The sequence below is a fragment of the Cyclobacterium sp. SYSU L10401 genome (assembly GCF_010993705.1).
GTDB lineage: Bacteria > Bacteroidota > Bacteroidia > Cytophagales > Cyclobacteriaceae > Cyclobacterium.
The window spans coordinates 1,136,306-1,158,424 of the sequence record NZ_WOFO01000001.1 but is presented as its reverse complement, the minus strand read 5'-3'; the positions used below and the strand labels follow the sequence as shown (position 1 = coordinate 1,158,424).

The following is a 22,119-nucleotide window of genomic DNA, read 5'->3' as shown; positions in this document are numbered from 1 at the left end:
TCAAAACGAATTCACCTGCAACTCAATTTCGTTCTGTCCCGGAGATAGCCGTATGGAACCAAACTGGGTGTTGACTTTTTCTCCATTGAGCGAAACCGCATCATTAGGGCCAAATTCCAAAAACAAATCGGCAGATACATTGGCCGGCAAATCAAAGGCATAGCGCTGTAGGCGATTGTTTACCCTTTTGTAGGAAGCATTCACCTTCCCGGTAAGGAAAGGCACGGTAATTTCCGTTTCCGTCAACCTGCTCAGCTGGGGCCGGATCTCCAGCAAACCAGCTCCCGGTGTTTTGGGCAGGATGCCCCACATTTTCCGGGCCACGATATTCCCGGGCACGGCTCCCCAGGCGTGGTTCCAGTCGGCATTGGGCTTGTATTTCATGTCCCAGGCCTCCAGGGTCATGGTGGAGCCGATGGCGATCATGTTCCACCAGCTGCGGTCATGGGTGGCGGTCATCAGGTCCAGCGCATAGTCTGCCTCCCCGGCATTGTACAATCCATCCATCAGGTATTGGGATCCATATACGCTGCAAGCCATGCCTCTGGATTTGATAAACTCCACCACGGAGGGAATATTTTCTTTGGGCACCATATTGAAGGCCAGCGGCATCATGTTGGCATGCAGGGAGGAATGGCCAGCCCCTTCCCCATCCAGGTAAATGCCTTTCTCGGGATCCATTAATTTCTCCGTAACGGCTTTCTTCACCTTGGCAGCCATCAGTTCGTATTCCATGGCTTCCCCGGTTTTGCCCATGATCCGGGCAAATTCTCCCATGATTTCCAGGTTACGGAAATACAAAGCGTTGATTACGGTATTGATGGGTGTAAAAACAAATCCGTCCCGCTCCCCTTCTTCCGTAGCCAGCTCCCAACCGGTGTCCTTTTGGGCCGGTGGCCAGTCCACAATGTCTCTCATTTTCAAATCCGGATCCTTAAAACCCAGTTTTTTCATGAATTCTGGCGTTGCGTTGGCAGAACTGATCAATCCGTCTTCCCGGGCCAGTTCCATCAGGGTTTTGTGCTTGAGTTCATCGTAGTATTTTTCAATCAGCTCGGTATTGCCCGTGTACAGGTAATCCTCATAAAACATCAGGGCTACATGCAGCTGCCATTCGGTGGGCCAGGTGGGATTTTCCATAAAATATTCTATGCTCCGCCGGGCAATGGGGTATTCCCAATCCACCGCATAATGGCTGAGTTGGTTGATATAGGCATCCGCCTCATAGGGAATGCGCTCTCGGTCCCCATCCACATAGATACCGGCAAAGGAAGTGGCTTTCATGGAATACTTACACAGGTCCCATACCTGATTCAGTATGGTGTCTGAACTACTGAATTGGCTTTGGTCGGCCTCAAAATAGCCAAAATAGGCCTGCTGGGTAAGTGCTTCCGGTTGCTTTTGGGCTACGATTTCGGCATAGCGAAAAGGCAGCAGTACCGGAAATGAGTCCGGCAGGGCCACTGCCGCCGGGCCTGTATTCCGCTCATCAGGCGGCAACTGCAGCACATATCGGTCTTTTCCAGGACTGACCACTACCTCCACTTCCTGAAAGCGGATATGACCCTGCGGGTCCCGGTTGATCCTCCCTCCTTCCAGCTGCTCACCCAGGCGAACGGTCAGGGTTTCTGGTTTATCTGCCTGGTAGCGGAAAGCCAGGTTGGCAAAAGCGGCTTTACCAAAATCAGCCATCCAGGTATCCCCTGATACTTTTTCCAGAGTTTGATGCAGGATATCTTCCTTTAAAAATCCATTTGCCGTGGTCAGGTATCCCCCATTTTCCCCCACCTGGAATTCCTGGCTCGCAGCATACCGGCCGGTACGGTTGTCTCCATCCCACAGCCTCACCTTCCAGAAGTAGTCCTTGTTTTCCTTCAAATCCGAACCTTCATAGGCAATATTAAAGGATTTTGATCCCTGTACTTTTCCGCTGTCCCAGACATCACCAATATTCTGCTCACTTTTTTCCGCTGTGCTGCTGACCAAAACCTGGTAGGCTGACTGAAAAACCAGGCCTTCAGGAACCTGCCAGCCAAACTCGGGTCTGGTATCCTTCAATGTCAACCCTGAAGGATTGCGAATCATTTCTACATGAAGGTTTTCAGGGGCAGCGGTGCTTGCATCAGAGAGTGCTTCTCCCATGCTGTCTAGCTTTTTTCGAAAAGCCGCTAGCCTGGCAGCATGCTGCGGATCTTTAGCCAGGTTATGGATTTCTTTTGGATCGTCCTTAAGGTGGTACAATTCTTCAATGGATTTGTCATTGACATAGCGGAAATACTTCCACTCTGCCGTGCGCAGGCCTTCACTTGGCGGGATATTTTCAAAATCCCAAAGGTGTTCGATCAGAACGGTATCCCGGTTGAGTCGCTCTCCCTTCACCACCGGCATCAGGCTTTTGCCCTGGTAGGCATCGGGTATCTGAACGCCAGCCAAATCCAAAATGGTGGCGGGCACATCCACATTGGCCGCCATCTCCTCTGAATCCACGTGATTGGTAAGCCTGGGATCGTAGACCATTAATGGCACCCGGATAGAATTGTCATACATCAGCCATTTGCCGGCCAATTGCCTTTCTCCGAGAAAGTAACCATTATCTCCCATCAGGATAATGACCGTGTTCTGGTCCAAACCTTTGCCCTTGAGTTGTTGCCTGATTTTGGCGATTTCCAGGTCTATGCCCGACAGCATGCGGTAATAGCCTTTTACACTGTGCTGGTATTTTTCGGGGGTATCGTAGCGCCAGGTCCAGCGCAGACGGTTAAAGCCGGACTTGACGATCTCTGGTTGGGCTTCAAAATAGCGGTCTTCAGAGATGTCGGCTTCGGGGATGGTAATGCCCTGCAAGAGGGGATCCGTTTCATCCTGCCAGAAATACTGATCCTCCGCCGGATCGTGGGCATGAGGGGCACTGAAAGACAAGGAAAGACAAAAGGGTTCATCGGGATTGGCCTGGTCGATAAAGTCCAGGGCCTGCTGTCCGGTATAGCGGGTCAGGTGGACGGTATCCCTGCCGATAGTCTTGTAAAAATAGCCCCGGCGGTCCTTAAACTGTCCGTTTCTGTCGTAGGATTCATATTCATCAAATTGTCCGGCCAGGTCCTTGTGGTTGACCCCATATTTGCCATAGAATCCCACCCTATAGCCTGCTTCTTTCAGCAGTTTCGGATAGGCCAATTCCATGTATTCGCCTTTGATGGGTCCTGTTTGAAAGGTGTAGGCATGGGTCCTTTCATACAGTCCGGTGAAAATGGTGGCCCGGCTGGCCGCACATATGGGCGTGGTGACCAGGGCATTTTTAAAGTAAGTGCCTTCTTCCGCCAGGCGGTCCATTTCCGGGGTATGGATCAGCTCGTTCCCGGCATGCCCCAGGGCATCCCAGCGCTGGTCATCGGTCAGGATAAAGATAATGTTGGGTTTTTGGTTCGATTGGTTGGTAGTTTGGGACTGACAAATCAAGGGGGTGAAAGCCATCCATACCAGGATAGTAGAAATCGATTCAAGCATGTATAAGGTTATTTTTCTATCAATATTAAGAAAAAGAAATACTAAAAGTACTCCTTTTTCTTAAAAATCCCATTGCCGGTAGCAATTATCAGTATTACTGATTTTTTAAGAGATAATTATTCCTCAGCATACTTTTCTATGGTATTTAATTCCGGGCTTCCTCCCCTGTTGCCGCTTCCGGCAGCAATATAAATGGCCCCTTTGTACACGATGGCCTGGGAACCGTGTCGGCCCCGGACCAATGGATCCAGGCTTTCCCAGGTTTGGTTACCGATATGGTAGGCCTCCACCTCACTATGTGCCGCTTCCTGGCTGGCACTCTCCCCTCCTATAATCACCAGCTGCTGCCCGATAAAAGCACTTGATGTGCCAGCCCTTTCAGTAGGCAAATGTTGCCCTTCCGGCAGGGAACTCCAGGAATTATCAGCCATATCATAAATATCAACCTCCGGAATGGTCAACTCAAAAGTATCACCGGTTTTTGCAGAGGAATTTCTTCCGCCCGCAGCATAAATCTTGCCCTCACTAACTGCTGCATGAAAATGATCCCTGGGGCGGGGAGCATCTGCCAGTACGGTCCATTCTCCTGTCTTAAAGTCATACTGGTCCGTCCAGGGCACATGTCCTTCCCAATGTCCATCTATGATCCCACTCAGAATGATGGCCTTGTCATCATCTATGACCACTCCTGCCGAACCCCTGCGCCTCTCTTCCGGAATGGTATCACCCATTTCCCAGACATCATTGGCCGGATCATAAATCATGATTCGTTCCACTGGAGTTTCACGGGGGTATTTGCCCGTCATGGCCCCAATGATATAAATTTTACCGGCATAAGCCACAGCCTGAAAATGGTGTACTTCCATTGGTGGCTCCGCGCCGGAAGTCCAGCTATTGCTGGACGGGTCAAAGATATCTACGGGTTTGATACCCCTCCCCCCTAGCAGGTAAAATTTATCATTTACCTCCACAAAACTATTTTCATGTCTGGCATTCGGACTACCTTCACAATCAAGGATTTCCCAGCTTTTTTCCTTTGGAATTTCCTGATCCTGTTCACTTTCTTCAGGTTTGTTTTCTGAACAAAACTGCATGGTTATTGCCCCTATAATCAAAAAGGAACCGGTAAAATAATACTTGATATTCATGATATTTTTGGTTTATTTAAATCAAATGACTTAGGATTCCATTAAAGCCTCAAATTAATTATCACCACTACCCTATTCAACAACCTTTCGCAGTGGGTTACAAATACTTTTACCTTTCAATGTGAATGTTATTTGAAGCCAATGCTTCTAATACATCATCTTCAAACCCCGTTCCATCCTACCCAGGAAGGTCAACGAATATTTTAATCCTACTCCTCAAGGGGTCCGGTTTGTAGGTTTCAACATTCTTTTCGCCAACTTTTGACACCCTCTTTTCATCGGAATTCCTGGTACAATGATTTTTTGGAATATGCTGGTTTAACGTTGATGTCCCCATACCTGAGTTCCTCCCCGTCACCAATATACACATTTTGGAGCTTTTCATCGGCATTTTCGGTGATCACGGCAAATGACCCTTTAAAATAGATCCCCAGGTTTTTATCGGCAAAATGATCTTCCTTGTCCTGTGCAATGATGTATTGCACCAGTATATTACCTGCCACCTTGCTTCGAATCCGTAATCCTTTAAAAATCCCATCCTGTTCCAGTTTTTCAACGGATCGTATGGAATGATTATCACTGTTCCCGTCAAATGGCTCGAACACCACCACAAAAGGCTGGGTCCAGGCTTCGCCTTTCTTTCGGATAACCAAAGTAGGGGTTGGTTTATCTTCGTAAGGCGCAGGTGCTTCAAAGGTAGGTGGAGCGAGTACTTGGCTGTACTCCCGGCTTTCACCAGCCGAAAGATGCAAATCCATGTAAATCGGTTTTTCAAATTTTTCGGCTATAAACCTGGCCCGAACATTCTTTTGGTAGTCACCTGTGGAATATACATCCTCAAAGAAGTGCCAGCCGGGATGGCGGTATTCCTGATTCTGCACCCAAGGCAACCCGGCATTGGCCATGTACCTGTCAGGGGTTGGCTTCAAGCAAACATCACTGTTCAGGATTTCCAACCTGTCTCCAATATTGTGGTACAAATAATCATGGTATTGATCGGGTAATTTGGATTTTGAACGGAAAATATCCACATAGTATCCGGTAGTTTCGGAGGTTCTGATCAGTGCCAGGGTACGCTCCTGGTAAGCCAATGCCGGCAAGGAGAATAAAAGGTTTGCGTACTTATCCCCCAGCCTCAACCCAGGGTCGTATCTATTAACCACCAACATCAGTCTGGTTAATATGGAGGCGGCAGCATTCAGGTATTGGGAGGTTTCGGGCCAAAGGTCTCCCTTTTCCTTATATATGGCGACCATTTCATTCAAGGCATCCTGGTGTGCTGTACTTTTGGTCAGGAAGTAGGAAAGTAATCTTTCACGCTCCTTTTCATCCTCCATGGCCAGTGCATTGTAAACCAGGTTGGTTGCCTCTAAAATGGGATGATTGGATCGAATCATCCCATAATTGATCGTGATGTCGGCATAAGTACGAAAAACCGCCTGGGCCTCGTTGATGGGGAAATCGGTTTTTTCCTTTTTTACCAGGTCATAAGGCCTTCCCCCCCTTTTTAATAAAAGCTGCAATGAAATCATAAATCAACGGTACCTTGTAGCCAATTTCCCTAATCTCACGGAAACCATCATCCGGGAAAAGCCAACCTCCCCTTCCCTGCCAGTCCGAGACTTCTGAGCGGAGCACGCCTTTTATAAATGAATATAGAATATCCGTGGCGCATTGGGCGTATTTTTCTTCCTCAGTCAGGAAATAGGCCATGCCACAATCGACGCCCAATTGCAGGTACCGGATTAAAGTCCTTGAATGGGCCATTTCTTCATCGGTGGCATTGTCCAGGTTTTTGTGATCTCCATTTTCAATATGGTAGGTCAGGTGGAAAGGCGGGTATTGATCCGGTTGCTTCTTTTCCCAATCCAATGGCAAGTCCTGAAGGAAAAGTGCCGGATCGGTTGGATGGTCTTTGATCTCCCGGTCCAATTGGTTTTTAAAATCGATGTAGATTTTTTGGGCCCAGTCCTTCCTTTCGATTTTTTCCAGAATAGCCGATCTCTCACCTGGACGTACCCAGATAAAAGGACGCTCAGGTTGTTGGGCGGAAAGCCATCCACTAAGAAACACCAAAAGCGAAAGGATATACGTGTTTTTGCTGCCCATCCGTGTCGCGCTAGTTCGTTAAAAAACCTTCACCCCATCTTTCCCTCAATTCCCTGGACAATTCATCCACTTTGGATTGGTATTCCTCCTTTTCGGCCAGGTTGTCCAGCTGCAGTGGATCGGAGGCATGGTCAAACAGCATTCGTTCGTATGCCACTCCCTGATCATCGGTCCATTCGGTATACTGAAATGATCCCTTCACCAGTGTAACCCCATCATGGAATTTTGAAACGGCATGGTCTTTTTCCCGAGTCCCGGTTTCCATCAACGAAACAAAACTGTCTCCTTCCAGGTGATCCGGTTTCTCTATGCCTGCCAGCTCACAAAGGCTGGGATAAAGGTCTATGGTCTCGGTGATAAAATCGGTATGACGGCCATTGGTTTTCCCAGGAACTTTGATGGTCATCGGCACTTGAAGGGATGAATTGAAATTGGCGTGCTTGCACCAGAGCTTGTGGTCCCCCAAATTCCAGCCATGATCCCCCCAGAGGACTACAATGGTATTATCGGCCAGGCCCAGTCGCTCCAATTCGTCCAATACCAGGCCGATCTGTGCATCCGTATAGCTGACACAGGCATAATAACCGTGAATCAGCTCCTTTGCCAGTTCTTCAGGCAAATGGCCTTCCTCGGGTATGGTTTCATAATTTCTAAGTTCTCCAAAATTGTGATAGGCCTTACGGGGGGTGGTTTCCGGTTGCCGGTAATTTTCAGGTAGCTCGATTTCCTCCCGGCGATATTGGTCCCAGTATTTTTTGGGTGCGGCAAAAGGCAGGTGGGGCTTGTAAAAACCCAGCGCCAGAAAGAACGGTTGGTTTCCCTCCTTGAGTTTGTTCAGGTCAGCTATGGCTTTTAATGCCAACTTACCGTCCCGGTATGCAGAATCGGGCACATCGGCATTTTCCATGGGCATGCCTCGAAAGGTATTTGCCCGTATCTCCCTATATTCCTCGGTGGCGTAGTTAAACCTTCCGTCCGGATGCCATATTTCATCCCAGGCTAGGGAATCGTCTTTTGCGTGGTGATACACTTTCCCATTAGAAACGGTAGTGTACCCGTTATTCTTAAAGTGCATGGGCAGGGATTCAGCCTCCGGATAGTCTACATCCTTTAAGGTTTTGTAGTCAATAAATCTGCTGCGGGTGGGCCTGGCTCCGGTCAGCAAGCTGGCCCGGGATGCCCCGCAAACCGGAACATTGCAATAGGCCCGGTTGAATACCAGACTTTGGCTAGCCAGTTTATCCAGATGAGGGGATTGAATGTGACCTGCCCCATAAAAATTGAGCTCCGGCCGCAAATCGTCCACGGCGATAAAGAGGATATTGGGTTGCCTTTTTACTGTTTCTTGTTGCTTTTCCGAACAGGAAATAAGGAAAACGCCAAATAGTAAGAAGGCCCCAGTGATGTATGCTTTCATTTTTTCAATATAAATGATTGTTTTCGATCTTTTTTTTCAAAGTTTTAGTACTACCTACTTCGCTTTCTTTTTTATGGCGCTAATGAGCGTCCATTTTTGAAAGCTCATACACGTTAAATTCATCAATGATAAGGTGATTATTCACCGTTCGAAACGCAAAATAGCCGGAATCATACGGTGACGCATCATATACATTAAAAATCAGTTGTTCATTCCTCCAGTATTGAATCGTACCATCGTACACGATAATGCGAATTCGATTCGGTACATTAGGGACGATCAGGTATACTTCATCTGAAAGATCGTGTGCCGGGAGTAAGGGTTTTTGCCCATTTCCTGTATATCTGCGAAACCTCGTCTTGGTGTTATTGTGGCCGCCAAGCCCTACATAGTAGAGTTTTAAGCTATCATACTGACTAAATTTACCGGCTCTAGGTGGGTTCGTATCCCCAAAAAAATCCGTGTGCCAGGGATCGGTAGCCAACCAAAAACAGTTTAAGTCTGACACCCGGTCCTGCGGCCCTCCTTCATCAATCACAATAGCGGTAAACTCGATCATGACAGGTTGATTTAACTGCTTATCGAACCAGACGGTGCAGCCAGCTTTGTCTTCGATTTCCAATCTACCCCTGTTTAAAACAACCCTTCCTCCGGGTTGTTGTTCGGCAATCCAATGGCTCAAGTCATGAAATGCTTCCGAAAATAATAATGAAGGCTTCAATACCAGGGAGTCATTTAAGGTGACATAACCAGACTCCTGGGCGACCAGGCTGTTTGGTAAGTTGATGAGGAGCAAGGGTAGAAATAGTATAAGTCGCATCATTAGATTTTTCATTATTGCTACTCTCTTTGTCTGGCAATGGCAATATCTGCTGCCAACCAGCCGGTGGTTTTCTCAAAATCCACATAGCCCACCCTATTGGTCCAAAGGGGATGGTTGTCTTGGGTCAGGGATTATATTTACACCGACTAAAATACCAAATATTTTGTCATGCACAGGTTGAAGCACTGATAATTTTTCCAAATTGAAGGAAAGCAAGAATTTCGAAGCCTGTTCAGTTCGATAGATAGCAATAGGCCACCAATTTTCTTACGGTAACTTGTCAACTGCCATTTAAAAATAATTTCTACTATAAGACCTTCTTTAAAACCGTATTGTAGGGCTATTACCTCTTTTTCTTCATAAGGTCTTTTGCCCTGTCTATGGCCAGGCAACAAATATTTCCGTAGGACTCTTCTCCTTTTTCAAACATTTGATAGGCATTAACGAAACTGTAATAAGCAGTAATTGCCTTCGGATGATTTTTTGCTGCTACCAAAATGCGGTATGATGAGGCTCTAAGATCTTCCCTGATGATTTCATTTACGTATCTTTTAAGTTCTTCATCAGAAACCAGGGTTTCTTTATCCATCTTTTCTCTATAAGCCTTTTTCCTGGCTTTTGCTCCCTTAGGGTCAATGAGATTTCTGACTATTCCATTTTTTAGTGCCAAATAATCCTCCTGAGACTTGGTTGGCATGGCCATCAAGGAATTTCCCCTCTCATCGGCCGGATACAACCAAAGGTTCCCTTTTAGTGATTTTTTGACTTTTCTTGGTAACCGAAAATGCTTCTCGTTATTTTTCATTCTCAATGGCTCGTCAAAGCTTATTTGGCTTTATATATACTCATTTCCAGTAGTTTTAATCAAAATTATACCTGATAAAAATAAACAAATTATTGGGTTTTTACACTGAATTTTAGGGTTTGGTAACTTTAAACCGACCTTTAAATTTATTTCTTACAACTTAAAAATAACATAATAGCTTACCCAATCATTTATTTTTTAAAAAAATGTTTATTATACACACTATAATTTTATTCATTTTTGTTTGTTATAACCACCATTTTTAAGTATTATTGTTTACTATAACAAACAAAATGGAAACACTCGTTGAATTGCAGATCAAATTAATTGCTACCCTAAAAAGCACTTTCACACGTAGTATCTATTATCAGATCGATTGGGATAACCGATTGATCGGCATTATCGGTGCCAGGGGAACAGGTAAAACCACTCTATTGCTCCAGAGGATTAAAAAAAAATACCCCCGAAGTACTGAAATCCTTTATGTGAGTTTGGACCATATATGGTTTTCCAACCATACCCTAAGTGATTTGGTGGATGGGTTTGCCAAGGCAGGAGGGAAAATCCTTTTTATAGACGAGGTGCACAAGTACTCCAATTGGTCTGTTGAGATCAAAAATATTTATGATTTTTACCCGGAATTAAAAGTGGTATTCACAGGGTCTTCCCTGTTGGAAATTCTCAATGCAAGGGCAGATTTAAGCAGAAGGGCATTGGTATATGAGATTCAGGGATTATCGTTTAGGGAATACCTGAATTTGGTCACAGGCAAAAATCTTCCAGTAATTACCCTGGAAACTATTTTACAGGAACACGTGGAATATGCCAGTGATATTTCTCAATCGGTACGACCATTGAAATATTTCCCCGAATACCTCAAAACTGGGTATTATCCTTTTTTTAAGGACTTCAAAGATCTCTATGGGGTACAGGTTCTTGCCATCATTAATTTGATTATTGAAATAGAACTCCCCTTGATGCGCAAAGTGGACATCGCCTATGCCAGCAAAATAAAACAGTTGCTATCAATTATCGCAGATGCGGTTCCATTTGTTCCCAATGTCAGTAAACTGAGCCGAAAAATAGGTATCAACCGGCAAACCTTACTTGCCTATCTCCACTACCTGGAAGAAAGCCGGCTGACCAAAAGTATTTACAGGGAAACGGAAGGAGTCTCCCTGTTGCAAAAACCTGAAAAACTGTTCCTGGAAAACACCAATCTTTCTTTTGCCTTGGGGAAAAATGTGGATTTGGGTAACCTTAGAGAAACATTTTTTCTGAATCAGCTATCTTATATCCATACAGTCAATTACCCGGAAACATCAGATTTTCTAGTAAATCAAAGCAACCTTTTTGAAATTGGAGGGAAAGACAAAAAAATCAATCCATCTGAAAATAAGGCGAATTACGTCGCAGCTGATGGTATAGAAGTTGGTTTTGGCAACAAAATTCCCTTATGGCTGTTTGGCTTTTTATACTAAAGGCATGACCACATCTCCAAATCAACATATCACCGCATCATGCCTTTTCAGGCTGAGCGTGCCTAAGCCCGACCCCGCTCCCTTCGACAAGCTCAGGGACCGCAGGCATCAACACATCACCAGCACATGAATTTAACTGTGTATTTTTCCATGAATCACCTGCCTATCAACCTGTAATTCTGAAATATTATTTGTAAATTCCTGGTATGGATTCCAAGGAAAAACCAAACCAATCGGAAGAGCCATTCACTTCTTATGGCCATTATACCTATTTGGACTATCTCCAATGGCAGATGGATGAAATGGTGGAATTGATCAAGGGCAAAGTTTTGCGGGCAGCTGCTGCACCCCGAAGGATCCATCAGGAAATTTTGCTGGAAATGGCCAGAATATTTGCTGACCATCTGGATCAACATCCCTGCAAGGTGTTTATTGCCCCATTTGATGTTCGTTTTCCTAAGGACTCCAACTTGCCTGAAAAAATTGATACCGTGGTACAACCGGATATCTGCGTGGTTTGCGACCGCAGCAAATTGGACGACAGGGGTTGCTTGGGTGCACCGGATCTGGTGGTGGAAATCCTTTCTCCTGGCAATAACCAAAAGGAGCTCAAGCAAAAATATGACGTTTACGAAAAAAGCGGGGTTAAAGAATACTGGATCATTCACCCGGATGAACAGACCTTATTGGTGTACCGGTTAATTAATGGTGCCTATCAGCCCACCCGCTTACTCACCCATGGAGATCTGGTCCATTCTCAGGTAATTACAGGTTTTAAATTAAATATTTCGGACTTGTTCGAAAGTTCGGAGGACAAATAACCCCAGCTGGGTATAGTTTGCAACTACACCCTTCTATTATTTTCAATTTGCAATTGGAAATGGCCGGAATTAACCAGATACTGAGCCAGACTACCCTCAAATTCCATTTCAATCCCGCACACTTATTTCAACACACTTTCACATGGAGGAGCATCACCACACAAGAATTCTAAAAATATATTTAGGTCTTTTGCCCTAGATTGTATATTTTTGGCCGGATTAGTTTTTAAAAAAATGCAGGTATGCATCCGAATGGCCTTTGGAAAGATAGGTCTTATTTACCAGATCGGGAGCTCAGAAGATAAATTCACCAACCGGCTTTCTATTCAGGTTAGGTTGCTCCGTGGAACAAATTGTATGCTATGAATTCAATGGAATTAGTAGATCTTTTGATCATCGTAGGCTACCTGCTAGGCATCGTCGGTATTGGGCTTTTTTCCGTTCGGAAAAAGAAACAAACGAGCGAGGGCTATTTTTTGGCAGGCAAGTCATTGTCATGGGCCGTTATCGGTGCCTCCCTCTTTGCCTCGAACATTTCTACCGTACACCTGGTAGGTCTGGCCGAATCCGGGTTTACGGATGGCATCCTTTGGGGAAATTTTGAGTGGTTCTCCGGAATTGAACTCCTCATCCTTGCCTTTGTATTCATTCCCTTTTACCTGCGCACCAAAATCACCACCCTGCCCCAGTTTCTGGAAAAACGCTATGATTCCCGATCCCGGGTGGTATTGGCCATATTCAGCATCCTGGCGGCGCTTTTTATGCACATTGGGGTAAGTTTATATGCCGGAGCCGTCGTATTTGAAAATGTATCCGGACTAAGCATTCCGGTTTCCATCCTGGTCATTGCCCTGGCGACGGGGATATATACGATTGTTGGAGGATTGACTTCCGTGGTGATTACGGAAGCGGTTCAGACGGTCATTTTAATTGCCGGTTCATTTACCATTACCCTACTGGCCATCTACCGGTTGCCGGAAATCGGCATTACTTCCTATGAGGAACTCAAAGGAGCCGTAGATCCTGATCGCTTGAAAATTGTAAGTTTTGATACGGCCAAAACGGGGTTTTCTTTTACCGACATGCTGTTTGGGCACCTGATTTTGGGCATCTGGTATTGGTGTACGGATCAGACCATTGTGCAGCGCGTCTTGGGTGCCCGTTCGGAAAAGCAGGCCAAGCTAGGCGCTTTATTTGCCGGATTCCTAAAAATCCTCCCAGTATTCATCATGGTTATTCCAGGGATTCTAGCTTTTGCTTTGTTTCGGCAAGAAATAGGGAATGACACCAAAAGTGTCCTGCCGGTAATGATAACCCAATTAATGCCGATCGGACTGAAAGGGCTCATGGTGGCGGCCCTGCTGGCTGCAGTTATGAGCAGTGTGGCTGCGGCTATCAATAGCTGCTCCACACTGATCGTTTATGACGTATTCAATAAACTAAAACCCAACCTACCTGACAGGAGAAAAATCTTTATCGGAAGAGTGACGGGGGTGGTGGTTTTACTTTCTGCCGTGATTTGGTCCCCTTTCCTGGGGAATTTGGGAACTATATTTGAATTGATCAACCAAATGTTTTCCATACTTGCTCCGTCGATCGTAGCCGTTTTCCTGTTGGGAATACTATCTTCCAGGGGGACGGCAAATGCGGCGTTCTACACGCTATTAATCGGCAGTTTGTTCGCTGCTTCGGTTTTTATTGTGGAAAAGTACCTGCCCATCGGAGGGATTTCGAATTACATATCCAGTCCTGAGGGGCTGGGTATCAACTGGCTAAAGCAAACCTATCTGTTCTTCATTTTCTCTTCCTTGCTCTATGCAGCTATTTCCTATTTTGATAAAAAAGACCAGGTCATTTTCCCCGGGTTTTACCTGAAGGTAAGCAGCCCTTCCTCACTTGTCAATTGGCTGAGTATGGTTTTATTGCTGACCATGCTGATTTTGTACTGGACTTTCTATTAAATAATAAAATACATCGCATACCTGAAAAATTAATTCATTCTTAGACATGCATTTTAACCAAAGCCCGGTAATTCCTGAGAAACCGCTTCCGATTGTCATCATAGGAGCAGGCGGCATTGTACGTGATGCCCATCTCCCTGCCTACGCCATGGCAAAATTCCCGGTTGCCGGTCTGTATGATATAAGTTCAGGCAAAGCGAAATCATTGGCGGGTTCCTTTGCTTGGGTACAGGGGGCTTTTGATTCCCTGGATTTGATCATCCGGAAGGCCCGGGAAGTAGGAGCTGTATTTGATCTGGCCGTACCCGCCGAACAGATCCTGGAAATATTACCGCAATTACCCGATGGATCGGCGGTGTTGATACAGAAACCCATGGGTGAGAACCTGAAAGAGGCCAGCAAAATAAGGGACCTCTGCCGAAAAAAGTCGCTGGTGGCGGCAGTCAATTTTCAACTTCGGCATGCCCCATTTATGTTAGCGGCTAAAGATGTGATTCGTCAGGGGCTGATCGGGGAAGTGTTTGACATGGAGTTTAAAGTATGTGTATATACTCCCTGGGAATTATGGGAATTCCTGAAAAACAAACCAAGGCTGGAGATTTTATATCATAGCATCCATTACGTAGATACTATCAGGGACTTTTTGGGTAATCCTGCTCAGGTATATGCCAATACAATAAAACACCCCAACAATAGCTCATTGGCTGCCACCAGAAGCACCATCGTTATGGACTATGATCACTTTAAACAAGCTCGTATACTTACCAATCATGGACACGATTACGGATCGAAACAGCAGGAATCGTACCTTAAGATAGAGGGAACGCAGGGTGCCATCAAGGTACAAATTGGGGTATCCTATGATTATCCTAAAGGCAGACCTTCGACATTTGAATATTACAGCAAAAAAGCCAAAGAAAAGGGCTGGCAGGACGTTCCGTTGACCGGAGATTGGTTTCCTGATGCATTTATTGGCCCCATGGCCACCTTGCAGCAGCACTTTAAAACCCCTTCGGCAGCGCTTCCCACTGCGGTGGAAGATGCCTTCCAAACCATGCGTTTGGTTGAAAAACTGTATGAATCAAATGCACAGGCTGGATTGACTTTCGAATAACATTGAAATTGAAAAGAATATACTCGCTGCAGGGCTATTAGCTAAGTACCCAACACCATGCAGCAACCTTAACATGCAAAATGAATGAAGAAATCAATATATATTAAAACCGGAAGATCTCAGGATGTCCAGTTTGCTTTGGAAAATGGTGCCGGCTCGGATGCGGTTCATTCCACGCCCATTTATGCCTATGCCGTTTGCAAATTACAAACCGATACCCGGCTGGAGGGACTCGGGCTGACCTTGACCCTGGGTGCGGGAAACAAGCTGGTATGTAGTGCCATCGATTATCTGGTACGGCATGTTGAAGGTAGGGAAATCAATGAGCTCATGGCTGATTTTGGAGCCACCTACAAAAAGATGGCCGACGACCCCAACCTCCGGTGGCTGGGGCCTCACAAGGGAGTGATTCACCTGGCACTGGCCTCAGTGGTAAATGCCTGTTTTGACCTTTGGGCTAAATCCAGGTGCCTGCCTCTTTGGCAATTGCTGATAGAACTTTCTCCGGAAGAACTGGCCAATACGCTGGATTTCTCCTATTATGAAGACATCCTGTCAAAGGAGGAAGCCATTCAGCTAATGAAAAACCAGGCGCCTGGAAAAAGTAGCCGGATGGGCATCCTTAAAACCGGATATCCGGGGTATGACACGTCCATCGGCTGGTTCAATTATTCCGATGAACAGTTAACTACCAATATTAAAAAATCGATTGATCAGGGCTTTACAGCTATAAAATTGAAAGTAGGCTCCATAGCGGAGGACAGGGATATTCGCCGGGCAGAACTGGTTCGCAAGGCGGCAGGGGCAAAAGCGACCATTATGCTGGATGCCAATCAGCAATGGAACCTGCCTAAAGCCATTTCTACCTGTAAAAAGCTACTGGGAATTGATCCCTTCTGGATAGAAGAGCCTACTCATCCCGATGACATTCAGGCCCATATCACGCTCTCAAAGGAGGTGCCGATTCCAATTGCGCTTGGAGAACATGTACCCAACAAAATAATGTTCAAAAATTTTATCCAGTCTGGCTGCATGTCTTTTAACCAGGTGGATGCCGTTAGGGTGGGGGGAGTATCTGAATTTCTCCTGATCAGCCTACTGTCAAGGAAATATTCCATTCCGGTAGTGCCTCACGTAGGGGATATGGGACAGATCCACCAGCACCTGGTGCTTTTTAATCATATTTCGCTTGGCCATCCAGCTATTCTGCTGGAATACATTCCTCATTTAAAGGACTATTTTAAATTTCCTGCTCAGGTGGTGGGAGGAAAGTATACAACACCTCAGGAACCGGGCTTAAGTTCCGATTTCAAGGATTTTGTACAGGAGAAAACGGTCCTCTCCCGTTGATTTTTCCAATAACAGTCAGATCTGCAAAATTTTGTGATTTAAATTTTATTAATTATTAGGTCGTTTGACCTAATATTCCTAATATTGGGGCAGATGCCCTAAGTTAGATAAATTGCAATCGCCTGTTTATGTGTTTTTTAGGGTATCTCTTGTCAATTGATTGGATGAGCATTCACCCATAAATCCAGGGCCAGGTGCGACCCACTTAGAATGAAAAAGAAAGACCTCAGTTATCCGGACCCCCTCTTTGAAAATCTAAATTCCAAGGAAAGTAATCTGGAGAATCCAGGGTCTAAGTGTTGAATAGCCGATAAATACATACGAATCACACATAAATCTTTAGCGATGGAAGTAAAAAACCCAAACACCTCATAAGAATCCGATGGGAAACCCGGATGGTTGCAGGGTGAAAATTCCTGATTAACAAGACCCTGCATTCAATTATTATAAACCTAACAGACAAAATTATGCTAGTAAAATTACTAAAGAAGGGCCCAATGTTGGCCCGGTATTTCATTTATGGCCTGGCAATCCAATTGCTACTATTCCAGGAGGTAGTAGCATTCGGGGTCAACGAAAAAGACAAAAGCGATGCTCTTCAAACGAAACCTGCCGGTGATCTAGTCGCAGCTATTTTGGTAGAAGGAAAAGTAGTAGATGGGGAAGGAAATCCTATCCCGGGAGCAGCTATCCTCGTAAAAGGCACCACTTCAGGTACCACGACCGATATCGATGGAAACTTTTCACTTGAGGTAGATGAAGAAGCAATTATTGTGGTTTCCTTTTTGGGATTTATCACACAGGAAATCGAAGTGGGAAACCAGACTGATTTTGAAATTACGCTCGTTGAAGACATTGCACAAATGGATGAGGTGGTAGTGGTTGGTTTTGGTACCCAAAAGAAATCGCACCTTACCGCAGCCGTGGAGCAAATAGGCAGCGACTTGATAGAAAACAGGCCTATTAACAGGTTATCCGAAGCTCTTCAGGGGGCTGTTGCCGGTTTGTATGTTACCCCGGTTAATGGTGGACCTGCACAGGAGTCAAATTTCAATATTCGCGGATATACCGGATTTGGGCAGAAAGGGGGCCCTCTGGTATTGATAGATGGGATAGAGCGTACCATGAGCGATGTCAATCCAAACGATGTAGAATCGGTGACGGTATTGAAAGATGCTGCTGCCTCTGCCATATATGGATCAAGGGCTCCGTCAGGTGTCATCCTTATTACGACGAAGTCAGGAACGAAAGGTGAAAAAATACAAGTCAATTACAGCGGTAATTACAGTATAGGATCGCCCATAGGAATGCCCCAATGGGCCAATTCCTGGGAATATGCCGAAAAAATAAATGAGCAATACAGAAACTCATTACAAGCGCCTATTTATACAGAAGAAGCCATCCAACGAATGAGGGACCATGGTGCCGGATTAATCCCCAATAACATAGTAACCGAAAATGGCACCTATGGCGCACACTGGGACATGAATGGCAACAGTGACTGGTTTGACATCATGTATAAAAGTGTGGTGCCAAGTCAACAACATAATGCCAGCGTTTCAGGAGGAAGTAACAATACGGGGTATTATGTAGGGCTTGGCTACAATGAATCCATGGGGCTTATTAAAGGTTCCGATGACAGATTGAATCGGTACAATGCCCTTTTAAAAGTAAATTCAGATGTCACGGATTGGCTCAGCCTCAGGATGAGCATGAATTATGTACGAACAGATGAACAAGCACCCAATTACCGGGGAGGAGGACCTAATTACGGTGACATTTGGCAGAATGCATCCGCATCGCTTCCAAATTGGAACGATTTAAACCCGAATGGGAGTCCTTCTTTTTTAAGCAGTGGACCCTCATTGCGTGGGGAGGGCGGAACCCAAACCAATCAAAGAAACGAAACGACCCTGACCGGAGGGTTTACATTAAAGCCATTTGAAGGGCTTGACATCCGGGGAAATTATACCTGGAGGAACCTTACCTCTCATCTTGAGCGCAATACGTTTGTGATTTTCGTTGAAGAGGCCGATGGAAGCATCCGAAATTCCGCCAGATCTGCACAGCAGAGTAGTGTGATCCGGCAAATGAATTTTACGAATTATCACACTGCAGACATCGTTGCTGATTACAATAAGCAAATTGGTAAGCATTCTATCAATGCCCTGGTGGGTTACCAGGAAGAGTATAATAATTTTTCTCGTTTATCCGGGACAGGTAGGGATTTATATACCAATTCGGTACCCAGTATAAGTACCACCTTTAATCCCAACCCAACTGTGAATGACATGTTAACCCATTGGGCGACACAGGGTGTTTTCGGCAGGATGGCATACAATTATGCGGAGAAATATTTTATCGAATTTAACGGGCGTTACGATGCGCACTCTAAATTTCCAGCAGCCATCAGGTGGTCCTTTTTCCCCTCCATTTCGGGGGCCTGGAATATAGCTGAAGAGAATTTCTGGTCTGTCAATAAAGTAGATGCCTTCAAAATAAGAGCCGCTTATACTTCTTCCGGCGACCCTGGATCTGGTAATTACCTGTACCTTCCAACCATGGGTACCGGTATAGGAAATGGGGATGTATTGCTTGGCGGAGTAAAACCAAACATGGTCTTTATGCCACCATTGGTCAGTTCCGACTTGACCTGGTCTTCCCCGCAAACGCTTGGCTTTGGTTTGGATGTAGTGGCCATCGAAAACAGGCTCGAGTTGACCTATGATTGGTACCAGCGTACCATTTACAATCAACCCGGCCCTGCTAAAATTTTACCCCAAACCATTGGAACCGGTTTGCCAAGTATCAATAACGCAGTTAGTGAGACCAGAGGCTGGGAGTTTTCGATGAAGTGGAGAAATACGGGCCGATTAGCCGGCAGACCAATTAATTATTCTGCAAGATTTAATATTGCCGATTACATCGGTTATGTAGTAGAATACGATGAAAACGTCAATGGACAACGAAATGGCACCTGGACTCCGGGACAGGTATTTGGCCAGATTTGGATGTATGAGTCTAATGGTGTGGCACAAGATATCGCCGATGTGGAAGCAAACGTCCCTCAGGGAGGCGGTTGGTACTACCCTGGAGATCTGATGATGAAAGATTTAAATGGGGATGGGCAGATCAATGCTGGAGAAGGAGGCCGCTGGTATGCCCGGGGGGACCAGGTCATGGCCGGCTATAATTACGGGCGGTACCGGTATGGGATGAATTTGCAAGCCAATTGGAATGGCATTGACCTTTCGGTAACATTTACGGGCGTACCCAAATGGATTACCTATACCAATAATTTCCACGTCATTCCTGCAGGCGTAAATATTTGGAACTCAAAATGGTTTACAAGCCACAGGGAGTTAGGTACCTGGTCTCCTGAAACACCGGATAATTATTTCCCCCGGCACTCCTTCAAAACCTATGGGGCAAACGACCAGTATGTGGAAAACCTGGCCCATCTCAGGGTTCAGAATTTACGCCTTGGTTACAACCTACCTCAATCCCTGTTGGAAAGGGCAAAGTTGAGAAAGGTGTATGTCTACACAAGTGCCGAAAACCTGGGAATGATTTATTATAAATCAAATTTCAGATATGAACCTGAAATATTGTCCAGATATGGAGGAAACGGGTATCCTCCACAGCGGCAAATTTCTTTTGGTGTAAACGTAGGTATTTAATATAAAAAAATTAATGATGAAATTTAATCTGAAACATATAAGGACATTGCTAATCCTATTTACAATGTCATTTTATAGCTGCGTAGAGGATTTTCTGGAAAGATATCCCTTAGATGCCATGACCGACGCGACCTACTTTACGTCGCCAAATGATTTAAAGGTAATGGCCAATGGCTTTTACAGGTTATTTCCAAGGTACCATTTTCAAAGCCAGGGAAATGGTCCTCAAAATAATTTCTTAGATGCCAATACCGACATTCAGGTGGGCACCGGCCCTTCCGGCTTTTTGTTCCAAAGAGGAGCCTCCGGGCAGGCTCCGGCTACAGATGGTAGCTGGAACGGAAACTTTAATTGGATAAGACAAATTAATTATTTAATAAATAACGCAAGGCGCGTTGATGTAAGTGTTGAAGCCAATCAATATACGGGAGAAGCCTATTTTTTCAGGGCCTGGGTCTATTTGAACATGTTGGAGCGGTATGGAGATGTTCCCATTTACACGGAAGTGCTGGATACAGATAGTGAAAGGTTATATAAAGCAAGAGACTCCAGGTATGAGGTTGCCAAATTTATCATTCAGGACCTGGACTCTGCCATTGCAAACATAGGTTGGAAAAACTCCACCTTCGCAACACCGGGACGGGTAACAAAAGAAGCTGCCCTGGTAATGAAAGCACGGGCAGCTTTATTTGAAGGAACCTGGGAGCGTTACCACGGATCTAAGAACACTCCCTTTGCCGTCGAAGGCCAGGATGGTAGTGAATTTCTGCAAATGGTAGAACCTACCATACAACAATTGATTGACCATCAGGGCAGCAATTTATTTACCAACGGAGGTCCCTTTAATGAGGCCTATAATCAACTGTTTTCCCAGCAGGATGCCTCATCATCTGCAGGCGTGTTTCTATACCGCATCTACGATGTGAATGAAATTGTGGGACATAATTTCTACGATTTGGTAGTAGATAATGCACAGGCACTAACCTGGAAATTGGTTGGCAGTTACCTGGACAAAGAGGGGATGCCTCAAGAACTATCCTCCTTGCCCATAGACTATGCAAGTTTGAATAATCTGGGAGAAAACCTCGATCCGCGCTTCAGACAGTCAGTCTGGACTCCTGACAGAGGACCTCACCAGCAAATACAAGGGTACGGGAACACACCCACCCCGCTGCCATTACGATATCCCCAGCTTAACAATGTTTTCTCCGCAAATTATACCTCAACGGGCCTCCGCAGGTGGAAAGGTGCTATTTTGGATAATAATGAATGGAGAAATGGCTCAACCGATGAGGTATTGATACGGTATGCAGAAGGATTATTGGCGCTGGCAGAAGCAAAAGCCATATTGGGTACGATCAATCAAAGCGATTTAGACAAAACAGTGAACCTCCTTCGTGAAAGAGTAGGAATGGCACCGCTGTCGCTGGCTGAGGTAAATTCATGGCCCATAACGTATTCGGCAGAAGATGGCTTTGAGCCATCCGAATCAAATATCCTGAATGAAATCCGCAGGGAACGCCTGGTGGAGCTGGTTTTTGAAGGCCACAGACAGAATGATTTGAAAAGGTGGGGAGTTTTCCATCAGGTGATCAATGATTGGAAACCAAAAGGTGCCCATTACCAGGAATTTGTTGATTATTACAATGATCCGTCAAAATTAGAAGCAGATGGTGTTAATTCTGGCAATACGGGTATTTGGGCCTTGACGATGGGTGAAGACTTTGATATCTTCAGTGATGGGCACATCAATCCATTTTTCCGAAACCCAGATTTCAGATCTTCTGGAGAGGGCTTCTTCATTGAACCGGGCCGGGTGTATTTGGCGCCTATTCCCAGAAATGAAATTGAAGTATACGCTGATGCCGGATATGAATTGACACAAAATCCCGGATGGTTCTAAATT

At 45.4% G+C, this 22,119-nt stretch carries 14 protein-coding genes; 7 read left to right on the top strand and 7 right to left on the bottom strand.

Features of this window, described 5'->3' with window-relative positions; translation table 11 throughout:
• The 7 genes from GL182_RS04845 to GL182_RS04815 form a co-directional block, all read right to left on the bottom strand.
• Positions 1-3,504, bottom strand: a complete 3,504-nt coding sequence (locus GL182_RS04845) for a sulfatase-like hydrolase/transferase (RefSeq protein ID WP_163378412.1) — start codon at positions 3,502-3,504, stop codon at positions 1-3.
• 116 nt (positions 3,505-3,620) lie between these two features.
• Positions 3,621-4,652, bottom strand: coding sequence for a Kelch repeat-containing protein (locus GL182_RS04840; protein WP_205603574.1), 1,032 nt, complete (start codon positions 4,650-4,652; stop codon positions 3,621-3,623).
• Between the two features lie 275 nt (positions 4,653-4,927).
• Positions 4,928-6,184, bottom strand: coding sequence for a hypothetical protein (locus GL182_RS04835; RefSeq protein WP_163378411.1), 1,257 nt, complete (start codon positions 6,182-6,184; stop codon positions 4,928-4,930).
• Positions 6,138-6,761, bottom strand: coding sequence for a hypothetical protein (locus GL182_RS04830; RefSeq protein WP_163378410.1), 624 nt, complete (start codon positions 6,759-6,761; stop codon positions 6,138-6,140). Before GL182_RS04830 ends, GL182_RS04835 begins: the two co-directional genes overlap by 47 nt.
• A 10-nt stretch (positions 6,762-6,771) precedes the next feature.
• Positions 6,772-8,178, bottom strand: a complete 1,407-nt coding sequence (locus GL182_RS04825) for a sulfatase (protein ID WP_163378409.1) — start codon at positions 8,176-8,178, stop codon at positions 6,772-6,774.
• 79 nt (positions 8,179-8,257) lie between these two features.
• Positions 8,258-9,001 (bottom strand): DUF6250 domain-containing protein, encoded by a 744-nt coding sequence (locus GL182_RS04820; protein WP_163378408.1) that lies wholly within the window; start codon positions 8,999-9,001, stop codon positions 8,258-8,260.
• 343 nt (positions 9,002-9,344) lie between these two features.
• Positions 9,345-9,806 (bottom strand): hypothetical protein, encoded by a 462-nt coding sequence (locus GL182_RS04815; protein ID WP_205603573.1) that lies wholly within the window; start codon positions 9,804-9,806, stop codon positions 9,345-9,347.
• Positions 9,807-10,099: 293 nt separating this feature from the next.
• Here GL182_RS04815 and GL182_RS04810 point away from each other — a divergent pair, with 293 nt between their 5' ends.
• From GL182_RS04810 to GL182_RS04780, 7 genes are all read left to right on the top strand, one after another.
• On the top strand, positions 10,100-11,287 hold the full coding sequence (locus tag GL182_RS04810) for an ATP-binding protein (RefSeq protein WP_163378406.1): 1,188 nt from the start codon (positions 10,100-10,102) through the stop codon (positions 11,285-11,287).
• 206 nt (positions 11,288-11,493) lie between these two features.
• A complete protein-coding gene (locus GL182_RS04805; RefSeq protein WP_163378405.1) occupies positions 11,494-12,108 on the top strand; it encodes a Uma2 family endonuclease in 615 nt (204 codons plus the stop codon).
• Between the two features lie 362 nt (positions 12,109-12,470).
• Positions 12,471-14,069, top strand: a complete 1,599-nt coding sequence (locus tag GL182_RS04800) for a sodium:solute symporter family transporter (RefSeq protein ID WP_163378404.1) — start codon at positions 12,471-12,473, stop codon at positions 14,067-14,069.
• 46 nt (positions 14,070-14,115) lie between these two features.
• Positions 14,116-15,183, top strand: coding sequence for a Gfo/Idh/MocA family protein (locus GL182_RS04795; RefSeq protein WP_163378403.1), 1,068 nt, complete (start codon positions 14,116-14,118; stop codon positions 15,181-15,183).
• Positions 15,184-15,267: 84 nt separating this feature from the next.
• A complete protein-coding gene (locus GL182_RS04790; protein WP_163378402.1) occupies positions 15,268-16,533 on the top strand; it encodes an enolase C-terminal domain-like protein in 1,266 nt (421 codons plus the stop codon).
• A gap of 467 nt (positions 16,534-17,000) precedes the next feature.
• Positions 17,001-20,213: a SusC/RagA family TonB-linked outer membrane protein gene (locus GL182_RS04785; RefSeq protein ID WP_163378401.1), complete on the top strand. Its 3,213-nt coding sequence runs from the start codon at positions 17,001-17,003 to the stop codon at positions 20,211-20,213.
• Positions 20,214-20,277: 64 nt separating this feature from the next.
• Positions 20,278-22,116 (top strand): RagB/SusD family nutrient uptake outer membrane protein, encoded by a 1,839-nt coding sequence (locus GL182_RS04780; protein WP_163378400.1) that lies wholly within the window; start codon positions 20,278-20,280, stop codon positions 22,114-22,116.
• Positions 22,117-22,119: the final 3 nt, after the last annotated feature.

Coding starts and splice junctions, on each gene's coding strand:
- GL182_RS04845 (WP_163378412.1), bottom strand. CDS start 3,504: ATGCTTGAATCGATTTCTACTATCCTGGTATGGATGGCTTTCACCCCC.
- GL182_RS04840 (WP_205603574.1), bottom strand. CDS start 4,652: ATGAATATCAAGTATTATTTTACCGGTTCCTTTTTGATTATAGGGGCA.
- GL182_RS04835 (WP_163378411.1), bottom strand. CDS start 6,184: ATGATTTCATTGCAGCTTTTATTAAAAAGGGGGGGAAGGCCTTATGAC.
- GL182_RS04830 (WP_163378410.1), bottom strand. CDS start 6,761: ATGGGCAGCAAAAACACGTATATCCTTTCGCTTTTGGTGTTTCTTAGT.
- GL182_RS04825 (WP_163378409.1), bottom strand. CDS start 8,178: ATGAAAGCATACATCACTGGGGCCTTCTTACTATTTGGCGTTTTCCTT.
- GL182_RS04820 (WP_163378408.1), bottom strand. CDS start 9,001: ATGATGCGACTTATACTATTTCTACCCTTGCTCCTCATCAACTTACCA.
- GL182_RS04815 (WP_205603573.1), bottom strand. CDS start 9,806: ATGAAAAATAACGAGAAGCATTTTCGGTTACCAAGAAAAGTCAAAAAA.
- GL182_RS04810 (WP_163378406.1), top strand. CDS start 10,100: ATGGAAACACTCGTTGAATTGCAGATCAAATTAATTGCTACCCTAAAA.
- GL182_RS04805 (WP_163378405.1), top strand. CDS start 11,494: ATGGATTCCAAGGAAAAACCAAACCAATCGGAAGAGCCATTCACTTCT.
- GL182_RS04800 (WP_163378404.1), top strand. CDS start 12,471: ATGAATTCAATGGAATTAGTAGATCTTTTGATCATCGTAGGCTACCTG.
- GL182_RS04795 (WP_163378403.1), top strand. CDS start 14,116: ATGCATTTTAACCAAAGCCCGGTAATTCCTGAGAAACCGCTTCCGATT.
- GL182_RS04790 (WP_163378402.1), top strand. CDS start 15,268: ATGAAGAAATCAATATATATTAAAACCGGAAGATCTCAGGATGTCCAG.
- GL182_RS04785 (WP_163378401.1), top strand. CDS start 17,001: ATGCTAGTAAAATTACTAAAGAAGGGCCCAATGTTGGCCCGGTATTTC.
- GL182_RS04780 (WP_163378400.1), top strand. CDS start 20,278: ATGTCATTTTATAGCTGCGTAGAGGATTTTCTGGAAAGATATCCCTTA.